This window comes from Paraburkholderia sp. J11-2 (assembly GCF_905220185.1).
Classification (GTDB): Bacteria; Pseudomonadota; Gammaproteobacteria; order Burkholderiales; family Burkholderiaceae; genus Paraburkholderia.
In genome coordinates, this window is sequence record NZ_CAJMYY010000022.1 from 115,463 (window position 1) to 127,325 (window position 11,863).

Sequence of the window (11,863 nt, forward strand, 5' to 3'; positions counted from 1 at the left end):
CAGGATTCGCAATGTCCGAACCGTTTGAGTTCGACGGCCGTGTGGCCGTCATCACGGGCGCGGCAAGCGGCTTTGGCCGCGCGTTTGCGCAGCAGGCCGCAGCGCTTGGCATGAAGCTCGTGCTTGCCGATGTCGATCAGGCGCTGCTCGACGAAACCGTCCATGCACTGCGCGAAGACGGCGCACAGGCCATCGGCGTGCGTACCGACGTGCGCGACGCCGCGCAGGTCGACGCGCTCGCGAAAGCCGCACTCGATGCCTACGGCAAAGTGCATCTGCTTTTCAACAACGCAGGCGTTGGCACCGGCGGCTTCGTGTGGGAGAGCAGCGCAAAGGACTGGGACTGGGTGTTTGGCGTGAATGTGATGGGCGTGGCCAACGGCGTGCGCAGCTTCACGCCGCTCATGCTCGAACAGGGCGAGCGCGCGCATATCGTCAACACGGCTTCGGTGGCGGGGCTGCTATCGCCGCCTGCCATGGGCGTGTACAACGCGTCGAAGCATGCGGTGGTCTCGCTGACCGAAACGCTCTATCACGACCTGAAGAACGTGAGCGACCGCGTGAGCTGCTCGCTGCTGTGCCCCGCCTTCGTGCCGACCGGTATTGCGAACGCCGAGCGCAGCCGCCCCGGCGAGTTGCGCAACGAAACGCCGCTCACGCGCTCGCAGCAGGCCGCCGATCTGCAGTTGCAGCGCGCGGTGCGCTCCGGCAAGCTCACGCCCGACGACGTCGCGAAAGTGACGTTCGACGCCGTGCGGGAAGGGCGTTTCTATATCCTCACGCATCCGCAGATTCTCGCTTCGGTGAAGCTGCGTCATGAGGACATCGAAACATTGCGCAATCCGACCGATCCGCTCTCGCTCAAACCTGAAGTCAAGAAAGCGCCGCAATAAAAGCGGCGCACGGGGTCCGTGCCATGCCTCTCACCGCGAAGATCGCACTCGTGCTCGACATGGTGGCCCGCACGGGCCGCGCGCCGTATCACGAGCAGACGGCGCAGGCGGCGCGCGCCGAGTATGAAAAAAGCGCGACGGTGCTCGAAATTCCCGCTGCGCCGATGCATGGCGTGGAAGACCTTCAGGTGTCAGTGCGCGACGGCGCAACGATCCGCGCGAGGCTTTACCTGCCGGTCGAACCGACCTGGGCGGAACCCCTGCCTGTGCTCGTCTACTATCACGGCGGCGGCTTCACGATCGGCAGCGTCGACACGCACGATGCGCTTTGCCGCATGTTCGCGCGCGATGCACGCTGCGCCGTGTTTTCCGTGGACTACCGGCTCGCGCCCGAACATCGTTTCCCGACGGCGGTGCACGACGCGTTCGACGCCTACACATGGCTCCACGCGCACGCGGCCGAGTATGCGCTGGATGACTCGCGCTTCGCCGTGGGCGGCGACAGTGCGGGCGGCACGCTCGCTACGGTCTGCGCAGTGCTGGCGCGCGACGCGGGTATCGCGCCGGTGCTGCAGCTGCTGTTCTATCCGGCCGTGAGCGCGCATCAGCAGACCGAATCGCACAAGCGTCTTGCAGATGGCCATTTGCTGACCGCACCGACTATCCAGTGGTTCTTCGATCACTATGTACGCGACAACTCGGATCGCGACGACTGGCGTTTTGCGCCGCTCGACGGCATGCGCGGCGAGCCGGATTTTCGCGGCGTCGCTCCGGCATGGATCGGTGTGGCCGAGTTCGATCCTCTAGTGGACGAAGGCGTGGCCTATGCGCAAAAGCTGCGCGACGCAGGCAACGAGGTCACGCTCGAGCGATTCGACGGCGTGATTCACGAGTTCATCAAGATGGGCGCGTTCATCGACGAGGCGCGGCGCGCCCAGCTGCAGGCTGTCCACGCGCTGCGTGCGGCGCTCGGCACGGGCGACTAAAGCGCGCTTAGCCTCTTTCGACCGTGTAGGTCTCGTGGCGCTCGAAGGCACCCGGGCGCGCGACACGGTGCGAGCCGTCGTCGTCGCTGCGCTCTATCGCTTCCACATCCAGAAGGGCGCCGCGCAGCGTGACACGCAGCGCCGTGGTGCCGCGCGTGCCGTAATCGGGCGTTTCGATGAAGGCCGCGGAAAGCGCGCGTTCGCGTTCCAGTGAAATACCCGTAGCGGGCAAGTCGCGGTCGGGCGCGACTTGCGGGTCCCGCATCATCTCTACGAGCCGTGCGAGCGGCACCTGCGCGTCGCCTCCTGCGAGTTGCGCGAGTTCGGCGCGCTTGCGCACGAGCTTGGGCCACGGTGTGTCGAGCACGGCGTTCGAAATACCGTGCGTGCCTTCGGGCAGCAACGCGGGCGCACGGTCCGCGCGATTGCAGTACCACGCAAGCTCGCGCCTCGCCCAGTCGCCGACGATCAGATTGAAGCCGTTGTAGAGGTCGCCCGAGCGCGCGATTTCGTCGAGATAGCCGAGCGGCGTATCGGGCAGATCCTGCGCGCCGGTGAGCCAGCGCGAGACGAGCGTGCCGCGCGTGGGTGCGTCGGGGCGCATGTCGTTCGGCGCGCGATAGTTCGTGAGCGCGGCGAAGCGGCCGCTGCGCGTCATGCCAAGCCAGGTGCCGCCGCCCACGAGATCGCGGCCCGCCAGCACGCCCGTTGCCGAACTGCCCGGCGACGTGACGTCGTCTGAGACGCTCCACCAGTGCAGGGGATCGGCGGTGCGGCGCAGGAACTCGTCGCGGTTGGCCGCGAGCGTGAAAAGCGCGCCAGCGTTCGCGCGCGGACGCCAGTCGAAGACGATCAGGCACATGAGGTGGGCCCTTGCAGGGTCGGGAGTGGGGCCGCGCCCACGCGTTGAGAGACGCTGGGCGCCTCACTCGCAATGGACGCGGTGTGCGGCGTCAAACTTCGGCAGGCAACGCGTACGGCAGCGGCAGCACGCGCAGCGCGGGGCCGTCCGCGGCGCCCAGATGCACGCTACCCGTTTCGAGCGCGGCAAGCTTGATCTCGGCGAGCAGATCGACGCCGCCCTCGGGCGCGGCTGCTGAGTTCACGACCATGCCGCACGGCTGGCTCGGGTCGTCCGAGTGGAACAGCTCGACGCCCGCGTGCGCGGCGTCCAGGCTCGCGGCCACATTGGCGAGCGCGGTACGGCGCTTGATCGTGCCGCGATACTGGCTGCGCGCGACGATTTCCTGGCCCGGATAGCAGCCCTTGCGGAAATTCACGCCGCCCAGCACGTCGTAATTGACCATCTGCGGCACGAACTGCTCGCTCACGGCCTGCGTGATGCGCGGCTCGCCCGCGCGAATGTCGAGCCAGTCCCACACGGCCGGCGGCACGCGCTTCACCGCACCGTCGAGCTTCGCGAGGCGCGCCTGCACGGCTTCTTTCGGGCCGACCCACAGATAACGCAGCACGCCGGCCGCGTCGGGCACGCGGATCAGCGTGCCTGCGGGGTCGTCCACTTTCACGTGCACGCCGTCTGGCAGGGCGTCGAACACGCTCGCGAGCGCGCCGCGCACGTCGCCCGCGAGGCCCACCACGAGCAGCTTGTCGGTGTCGTCGGTGAGCTTGGCCTTGGCGCGCAGCACGAACATCGACAGGCGTTTTTGCACCGTTGCCTGCACGTCCTTCGAGATCAGGAGGCGGATGGTGTCGCCCGTCTTCCAGGTGAGGAACGAGGCAAGCAGACGCCCCTTGGGCGAGCAGTAGCCCGCAAGGCGCGCACCGGCTACGTCGAGATGCTGGACGTCGTTGGTGAGCTGGCTGTGCAGGAAGGTCGCCGCGTCGTCGCCATTGGCGTCGATCACGCCGAACTGCGGCAGGATCGCGTAGGCGCCCCCTTGCAGAACGGCGTCGAAGTCGGCCGCGCCTGGAGGCGCATCGGCAGGGGAAAATTCAGGAGCGGAGAGCGTGGAAGCGGGATCGAGCGGTGAGTTCATGGATTCGGGGAACAGTCAATCCTGACTTTAGCGAAGGCAAGCAGTTATTATATGAGGTCCCCCTGAGTCGTGTTTCCATGTCCCTCCTGAAGAAATGCCTTGTTGCCGGCGCCGCGCTAGTCGTGATTGGCGCCGCCGCGGCGGGCGGCGTATGGCGCTGGGCCACCACGCCCCTCGAACTTGCCGCCCCACAGCTCGACGTCACCATCAAGCCGCACAGCACCGTGCGCAGCGTCACGCTGCAATTGCGGCGCGGCGGCGTGCCCGTGCAGACACAGCTTTTCGTGCTCATGACGCGCGTGCTCGGCCTGCAAAGCCAGCTTAAATCGGGCAACTACGAGTTCAAGGCGGGTGTCACGCCGTATGACGTGCTCCAGAAGATGGCGCTTGGCGACGTGAACGAGTCCGTGGCCACGATCATCGAAGGCTGGACCTTCAAGCACATGCGCGCCGAACTCGACGCGAACCCTGCGCTGCGCCACGACACGGCCGGCATGAGCGATGCCGAGCTGCTTGCGGCGATCGGCGCGCCGGCCGCGCCGAACGGCAGCGGGGAAGGGTTGTTTTTCCCCGACACTTATCTCTTCGACAAGGGGGCGAGCGATCTCGATGTCTATCGCCGTGCCTATCATCTGATGCAAACGCGTCTGAACGAAGCGTGGACCGCGCGCGCGCCTGGCTTGCCGCTCAAGTCGCCCTACGAGGCGCTGACGCTCGCTTCGCTCGTGGAGAAGGAGACGGGCCGCGCCGCCGACCGCGCGCTCGTGGCGGCCGTGTTCTCGAACCGGCTGAAAGTGGGCATGCCGCTGCAGACGGACCCGGCCGTGATCTACGGCCTCGGCGACACCTACGCGGGGCATTTGCGCAAGCGCGATCTGCAGTCGGAGACTCTTTACAATACCTACCTGCGCCTTGGATTGCCGCCAACGCCCATTGCGCTGCCCGGCGCCGCGGCGATCGAGGCGGCGCTCAATCCGGCATCGACGGCCGCGCTGTACTTCGTGGCGCGCGGCGACGGCAGCAGCGTTTTTTCAGACAATCTTGTCGACCACAACAAGGCCGTCGACAAATACATCCGGGGTAACTAAATGGCGCGGGGCCGATTCATCACGTTCGAAGGCATCGACGGCGCGGGCAAGACCACGCATCTCGCTTGGTTTCGCGATCAGCTCGTCGAGAAACTCGCGCCCTCGGGCCGAACGGTCGTCATGACGCGCGAACCGGGCGGCACGCCGCTTGGCGAATCGATCCGCGATCTCGTGCTGCATCAGCCGATGGACCTCGAAACCGAGGCGCTGATGATGTTCGCGGCGCGCCGCGAGCACCTCGCCAAGGTGATCGAGCCCGCGCTCGCGCGCGGCGACTGGGTGCTGTCCGACCGCTTCAGCGATGCCACCTTCGCCTACCAGGGCGGCGGCCGCGGGCTGCCGCGCGACAAGCTCGAAACGCTGGAGCGCTGGGTGCAGGGCGGGTTCCAGCCAGACCTCACCGTACTGTTCGACCTGCCGCCCGATACGGCGAGCGAACGGCGAGGTGCGGCGCGCGAGCCCGACCGCTTCGAAAGCGAATCCGACGCGTTCTTCAATCGCACGCGCACCGAGTACTTGCGCCGTGCGGAAGAGGCGCCGTACCGTTTCTCGATCATCGATTCGTCGCAGGGTATCGACGCGATTCGCGCCAAGCTCGAGCAAGTGATTGCAACACTCTGATTTCAAAGCGATATTTGGTTCTCTTATATGGCTGCGCGATTTTTGTGTAATTTCTCGTGAAAATCGCCTAACCGATTGATTTTAAAGATGATCTATCCTTGGCAAACCGACGACTGGCAACGCCTGCAGCAACTGCGCAGCCACTGGCCGCATGCGCTGCTGCTGCACGGCCAGGCGGGTATCGGCAAGCTCCAGTTCGCCCAGCATCTGGCGAAGGGACTGCTCTGCGAAGCGCCGCAGGCCAACGGCGAGCCGTGCGGCGCCTGTGCGGCGTGCAACTGGTTTGTTCAGGGCAATCATCCGGATTACCGGATCGTCGTGCCGGAGGCTCTGGCGGGTGAAATCGGCCAGGCCGGCGAAGACGACGCCAAGGCTGAGAAAGCAGACAAGGGTGACGGCGAAGAAGGCAAGAAGGGCCGCGCGCCGAGCAAGGAAATCCGCATCGAGCAGGTGCGCGCGCTGCTCGACTTCACAGGCGTGGGCTCGCACCGCGGCGGCCTGCGTGTGGTCGTGCTGTACCCGGCCGAGGCGCTGAACGTCGCCGCCGCGAACGCGCTGCTGAAGACGCTCGAAGAGCCGCCTGCGGGTGTGGTGTTCCTCGTCGTATCGGCGCGCATCGACCGCCTGCTGCCGACCATCATCAGCCGTTGCCGGCAGTGGCCCATGGGCACGCCCGCGCCCGAAGCCGCCACGGCCTGGCTCGCGCAGCAGGGCGTGGACGACGCGCCGGCGCTGCTCGCCGAAGCCGGCGGCGCGCCGCTCGCGGCGCTCGCGCTCGCGAACGACGAAAACCGCACGCTGCGCGACTGGACGCTGGCCCAGCTCGCGGCGGGCCCGGCTTGCGACGCTTTTGCCTGTGGCGAGACGCTGCAAAAGCTGCCGGTGCCGCTCGTGCTCGGCTGGCTGCAGCGCTGGGTCTACGATCTGCTCGCCCAGCACACCGCAGGCCGTCCGCGCTATTTCCCGCAGGCCACGAACGGCCTCGCGCGCTGCGCCGCGAAGCTCGACGCGGCGGCGCTGGCGCGCTACCTGAAAACGGTCACGCGCCAGCGCGCCGTGGAAAACCATCCGCTGAATGCGCGCCTCGTGTTCGAGGAACTCTTTCTCGGCTATCGTGAACTGTTCGCCTGACGCTCGCGCTCCGGCCTGAATCTTTCATCGCAGGACCACCCATGTTTGTCGATTCACATTGCCACATCAACTTCGAGGGCCTCGGCGACCGCCTCCCGCAGGTGCTCGAGAACATGCGCGAGAACGCTGTCACGCACGCGCTGTGCGTGTCGGTGGACCTCGAAACGCTGCCTTCGGTGCTCGACATCGCGAGCCGCTACGAGAACGTCTACGCGTCGGTGGGCGTGCATCCCGACCACGAGCACATGCGCGAGCCCAGCGTGGCCGAACTGGTCGAGCTGGCCGAGCATCCGAAGGTGATCGCGATCGGCGAAACGGGGCTCGATTACTATCGCCTGGGCGAGCGCACGATCGCCGACATGGAGTGGCAGCGCGAGCGCTTTCGCACCCACATTCGCGCGGCGCACGCCACGGGCAAACCGCTCATCGTCCATACGCGCGCGGCTTCCGACGACACCCTGCGCATCATGGAAGAAGAGCGCGCGGGCGAGCCCGGCGGCGTGATGCATTGCTTCACGGAACCGTGGGCGATTGCCGAGCGCGCACTTGCGCAGAATTTTTACATCTCGCTTTCGGGCATCGTGACGTTCAAGAGCGCGACGGATGTGCAGGAGGTCGCGCGCCGCGTGCCGATCGAGCGCCTTTTGATCGAAACCGATTCGCCATACCTTGCGCCAGTGCCATTTCGTGGCAAACCCAATGAACCTGCGTACGTGAGCCATGTCGGAAGATTCATTGCCCAGCAACGCGGGTTGCCGGACGCCGAACTCGGCGCTGTCACCACACAGAACTTTTTCCGGCTCTTCAAGATCCAGCCTCAGGCTTGAATCGCAAACCGCATGCTGTCAATGGTGTTAAATATCAACGACATAGCAGATAACGTTAAGGCTTGACATGAACTCGAAACCGCTTCCGCACGCCGCAAACCCTGTCCGCCGTACCGCCGCCGCGCTCGTGCTCGGCGTCGCCGCCACGCTGTTTGGCGCCGCGGCCCACGCCGCTCCGATCGACTCGCTCATCAAGAGCGTCAAGTTCGACGACGACAAGGGCGTGCAAAAAGCGCTCGCAAACGGCATGGACCCGAACGCCACGGACGACCAGGGCATGCCGCTCCTCGTGATCGCGGCGCGCGAGAAGTCCGACAAGGTTGGGGCGGTGCTGCTCGACAACCCGAAGACGAACATCGCCGCCGAAGACCGTGCAGGCGAAAACGCGCTGATGCTGGCCTCGCTGAACGGCGACGTGGACTTCGTGAAGCTGCTCATCGCCAAGGGCGCCGAGGTCAACAAGAAGGGCTGGACGCCGCTGCACTACGCCGCCGCGAACGGCAACGACGACGTTGCGAAGCTCCTGATCGGCTATTCGGCCGACGTCAACGCGCTCTCGCCCAACGGCACGACGCCGCTGATGATGGCCGCGCGCGGCGACCATCTCACGACGCTCCAGATGCTGCTCGAGCACGGCGCGACGCTGGGCGCCAAGAACCAGATCGGCATGACGGCGCTCGATTTCGCGCGCCAGTACAAGGCGCCGGACGCGATCAAGGACCTGACGGCGCGCATGACGCAGGCTGGCCTCTCCACGGCGGCCCCGGCAGCGCCGCAAAACAGTGCAAAATAATGGGGATGAAGGAGGCCGCACTGGACCAACGCGGCCGACCGGCGGCGCTCGACATGCTCGCGGCGCCGCTCCCCACGACAATTCAAGGAGAACCATGCTGCGGGTTCTGATCTGTGCGGGCGCGATGGCGTTGCCGCTCTCCGCTTTCGCATTCACGGCAAGCGACCTCAACCGGCTCTGCACGAAGACCGACGTGGCTTCGCGCAGTGCGTGCGCTGCCTATATCGAAGGTGCCGCCGACGGCATTTTCAACACGATCGACGCCATTGGCGGCACTACCGGGCCGCGCGTGGGTCAATACTTCTGCCTGCCGCCCGACGCGCGCTCCGCGCAACTGACCGACGCGGTGCGCAAGTACATCGCCGACAACCCGAACGTGGCAGGCTATAACGCCAGCACCGCCATTTCGCTCGGGCTTGGCAAGGCGTTTCCCTGCAAGACCGGCAACGGCAGCTGAGGCCAGTCGGTTGTTGTAGATGTAACAGGTAGCACGGCGCGGCGCCTTCTCTCGCCGCGCCACTCATCATCGAGGCCGCTGCGAGGCCAGTTGAACCGTCGCCGTGGCCGTCCGCGGGCCTGGCGCCCGTGCCGTTTCCAAGAGTCACCTTTTTGCTCAGGATGCTCAGGAGGAACTGGCCGCAGATGCCGACACTCGACGATCTCTCCCGTTTTACCGACGCGCCGTTGCACGACTGGCTCGGCACGTTGCTCGTGAGCGCGCTCGCGCTCGTTCTCGCGTTCGCCATGCACTGGGTCGGCGGCCGCGTCCTGCTGCGCATCGCACGCCCGTATCCGCGCGTCAGCGGGTTCTTGCGCTATATCCGCAAGCCGGCTTTGGCCGTCCTCGCCATCCTCGCGATCGAGTTCGTCTGGTGGCAGGCGCCCGACACGCTCAGGCACATCGACGGCCTGCGCGAGTTGTGCGCGTTCGCGCTGATCGCCGCGATCACCTGGCTTTCGGTGCGCTGCGCGGCCGCGATTGGCGAAGCCATCATCGCCGCGCATCCGCTCGACATCGCCGACAACCTCCAGGCCCGCCGCATTCACACCCAGGCCCGCGTGCTCGCGCGCACGGTGATGGTGCTCATCATCATCGTGGGGGTGGGCGCGGCGCTCATGACCTTCCCGAACGTGAGGCAGATCGGTGCGAGCCTGCTCGCTTCGGCGGGCGTTGCCGGTCTCGTTGCCGGTATCGCGGCACGCCCCGTGCTAGGGAATCTGATCGCCGGTTTGCAGATCGCGCTCTCGCAGCCGATCCGGCTCGACGACGTGGTCGTGATCCAGGGCGAGTGGGGGCGCATCGAGGAAATCACGGGCACCTACGTTTCGGTGCGGATCTGGGACCAGCGGCGGCTCATCGTGCCGCTGCAGTGGTTTATCGAGAATCCGTTCGCGAACTGGACGCGCAGCAGTTCGCAGATCATCGGCACGGTGTTTCTGTGGCTCGACTACCGCATGCCGCTCGCGCCGCTGCGCGAGGCGCTCGCGCGCATCGTCGACGGCGCGCCCGAATGGGACCGCCGCGTGCAGGTTCTACAGGTCACCGACGCCAACGAGCGCGCCATGCAGGTGCGCGTGCTCGTGAGTTCGCGCGACTCGGGCCTGAACTTCGATTTGCGTTGCCGCGTGCGCGAAGGGCTGCTCGATTTCGTCAACGAGCACTATCCGCAGTTCCTGCCGCGTGCGCGCGCCGAGGTTTCCGCGGAACTCGAAAGCAGCAGCGGCGACGTGTCGTCGTTCGTGCGGCGCCCGGCGCGGCAGGCTGCGGCGAGCACGGCGGCTCATACTGAGGCCGATCCCGTGACGGGCACACGCGTGCCGGGGGATAGCGAGGAACTGGAGGTGCGTCGCCAGGCGGCGGCGACGGACGCCAACGCGACCGATGCCGCCAGCGCCCGTGAGCCGGCGACTGAAAGTCGCCGCGAGGGAGCCTGAACCGCAGCGAAGGTCACCTGCGCACAACGGCGGCATGCTGCTCGGGCAATCCATTGCGCAGTCGATGCAGCAGTGCGAGGACAGGAGGAGGAACGGCAAGATGGGCAGACTGATAGTCGTCTCGAACCGCGTGGCGACGCCGACCGAAACCAAAGGCTCGGCGGGCGGGCTCGCGGTTGGCGTGTTCGGCGCGCTGAAGGACGCGGGCGGCGTGTGGTTCGGCTGGAGTGGCGACGTGGTGAGCGAGACGGTGGCGAACGCGGGGCCGACGCTCGTCGAAGACGGCCCCGTCACCTTCGCAACGGTCGGCCTCACGCGCAAGGACTACGATCAGTACTACCGCGGCTTCTCGAACGCCACGCTGTGGCCGGTCTTCCACTACCGCAACGACCTTGCGCGCTACGAGCGCGACGAATATGCGGGCTACCGGCGCGTGAACGCGTGGCTCGCGCACAAGCTCATGAAGCTGCTTCACCCGGACGACAACATCTGGGTTCACGACTATCACCTGATTCCGTTCGCCGAAGCGCTGCGCTCGGAAGGCGTGCGCAACCGTATCGGCTTCTTCCTGCATATTCCGTTTCCTTCGCCGCAAGTGCTGCAGACCATTCCACCGCACGAGGAACTCGTCAGATCGCTGTGCTGCTACGACCTGCTGGGCTTCCAGACGCAAAACGACCAGCAGGCGTTTCACGACTACATTGCGCGCGAGGCGCGCGGCAAGGTGGGAGCGCGCGCGGAGAATCCGGAGCATGGGGAGGTCGAGGCGTACGGCCGCAAACTGCGCACGGGTGTCTACCGCATCGGCGTGTTTCCCGATGAAATCGCCGAGCAGGCTGCGCGCTATGAAAGCCGCCAGCACGTGCTCGATCTCAAGCAGAGTCTGGAAGGGCGCAAGCTCATCATGAGCGTGGACCGGCTCGACTACTCCAAGGGGCTCGTCGAGCGGTTCCACGCGTTCGAGCAGTTGCTGGAAACATCGCCCGAATGGCGCGGCAAGGTCACGCTCGTGCAGATCGCGCCGCCCACACGCTCGGACGTCGCGAGCTACAAGGTCATACGCGAGGAACTGGAGCGCGAGGCGGGGCGCATCAACGGCCGCTATTCGAGCCTCGATTACACGCCAATCCGCTATCTGAGCCAGCAGTACGACCGCTGGAAACTGATGTCGCTCTTTCGCGAGTCGCAAATCGGCTATGTGACGCCGCTGCACGACGGCATGAACCTCGTCGCCAAGGAGTATGTGGCCGCGCAGAATCCCGCCGATCCGGGCGTGCTCGTGCTCTCGATCTTCGCGGGCGCCGCGGCTGAACTTTCCGGTGCGTTGCTCGTGAATCCTCACGATGCGGCCGGTATGTCGGAAGCGCTGGAGCGCGCGCTCTCGATGCCGCTCGAAGAACGCCAGGCGCGCTATCAGACCAACATGGAGGCGCTCAGACGCAACGATCTGGGCGTGTGGCGCGACAGCTTCCTGCGCGATCTCGCGGCAGTGCCCCAGCCGCGCTGACGGATGCAGGGCACAGGCGGTTCGCGTGGCTGAACGATTGCGTATGATGCGTGGCTTATCGAGGCACCACCAAGGCATCACCCAA

At 66.1% G+C, this 11,863-nt stretch carries 12 protein-coding genes; 10 read left to right on the forward strand and 2 right to left on the reverse strand.

Features of this window, described 5'->3' with window-relative positions; all coding sequences use genetic code 11:
- The first annotated feature begins 11 nt into the window (after nt 1-11).
- Nucleotides 12-893, forward strand: coding sequence for an SDR family oxidoreductase (locus tag U5A57_RS28050; RefSeq protein ID WP_321914882.1), 882 nt, complete (start codon nt 12-14; stop codon nt 891-893).
- A 23-nt stretch (nt 894-916) separates the two neighbouring features.
- On the forward strand, nt 917-1,879 hold the full coding sequence (locus U5A57_RS28055; protein WP_321914883.1) for an alpha/beta hydrolase: 963 nt from the start codon (nt 917-919) through the stop codon (nt 1,877-1,879).
- A gap of 7 nt (nt 1,880-1,886) precedes the next feature.
- Here U5A57_RS28055 and U5A57_RS28060 read toward each other — a convergent pair whose 3' ends face one another.
- Together U5A57_RS28060 and U5A57_RS28065 are read right to left on the reverse strand one after the other, a co-directional pair.
- The gene (locus U5A57_RS28060; protein ID WP_321914884.1) at nt 1,887-2,741 is read right to left on the reverse strand and encodes an NRDE family protein; all 855 of its coding nucleotides are present in this window, start codon (nt 2,739-2,741) and stop codon (nt 1,887-1,889) included.
- Nucleotides 2,742-2,832: 91 nt separating this feature from the next.
- The gene (locus U5A57_RS28065) at nt 2,833-3,876 is read right to left on the reverse strand and encodes a folate-binding protein (protein ID WP_321914885.1); all 1,044 of its coding nucleotides are present in this window, start codon (nt 3,874-3,876) and stop codon (nt 2,833-2,835) included.
- Nucleotides 3,877-3,953: 77 nt separating this feature from the next.
- On the opposite strand from U5A57_RS28065, the gene mltG reads away from it, so the two are divergent.
- The 8 genes from mltG (at nt 3,954) to otsA (ending at nt 11,778) form a co-directional block, all read left to right on the forward strand.
- Nucleotides 3,954-4,964 carry an endolytic transglycosylase MltG gene (gene mltG / locus U5A57_RS28070; RefSeq protein WP_321914886.1) on the forward strand — a complete coding sequence of 337 codons (1,011 nt, stop codon included), beginning with the start codon at nt 3,954-3,956 and terminating at the stop codon, nt 4,962-4,964.
- The gene (tmk, locus tag U5A57_RS28075; RefSeq protein ID WP_321914887.1) at nt 4,965-5,585 is read left to right on the forward strand and encodes a dTMP kinase; all 621 of its coding nucleotides are present in this window, start codon (nt 4,965-4,967) and stop codon (nt 5,583-5,585) included.
- A gap of 87 nt (nt 5,586-5,672) precedes the next feature.
- Nucleotides 5,673-6,716, forward strand: coding sequence for a DNA polymerase III subunit delta' (locus U5A57_RS28080; RefSeq protein ID WP_321914888.1), 1,044 nt, complete (start codon nt 5,673-5,675; stop codon nt 6,714-6,716).
- Nucleotides 6,717-6,757: 41 nt separating this feature from the next.
- Nucleotides 6,758-7,543 carry a TatD family hydrolase gene (locus tag U5A57_RS28085; protein WP_321914889.1) on the forward strand — a complete coding sequence of 262 codons (786 nt, stop codon included), beginning with the start codon at nt 6,758-6,760 and terminating at the stop codon, nt 7,541-7,543.
- Nucleotides 7,544-7,610: 67 nt separating this feature from the next.
- Nucleotides 7,611-8,336, forward strand: coding sequence for an ankyrin repeat domain-containing protein (locus tag U5A57_RS28090; protein WP_321914890.1), 726 nt, complete (start codon nt 7,611-7,613; stop codon nt 8,334-8,336).
- A gap of 94 nt (nt 8,337-8,430) precedes the next feature.
- Nucleotides 8,431-8,793, forward strand: coding sequence for a Rap1a/Tai family immunity protein (locus U5A57_RS28095; protein ID WP_028207010.1), 363 nt, complete (start codon nt 8,431-8,433; stop codon nt 8,791-8,793).
- A gap of 185 nt (nt 8,794-8,978) precedes the next feature.
- Complete coding sequence (locus U5A57_RS28100) at nt 8,979-10,271, forward strand: mechanosensitive ion channel family protein (RefSeq protein WP_321914893.1); 1,293 nt, start codon at nt 8,979-8,981, stop codon at nt 10,269-10,271.
- Nucleotides 10,272-10,371: 100 nt separating this feature from the next.
- Nucleotides 10,372-11,778, forward strand: a complete 1,407-nt coding sequence (gene otsA / locus U5A57_RS28105) for an alpha,alpha-trehalose-phosphate synthase (UDP-forming) (RefSeq protein WP_321914894.1) — start codon at nt 10,372-10,374, stop codon at nt 11,776-11,778.
- Nucleotides 11,779-11,863: the final 85 nt, after the last annotated feature.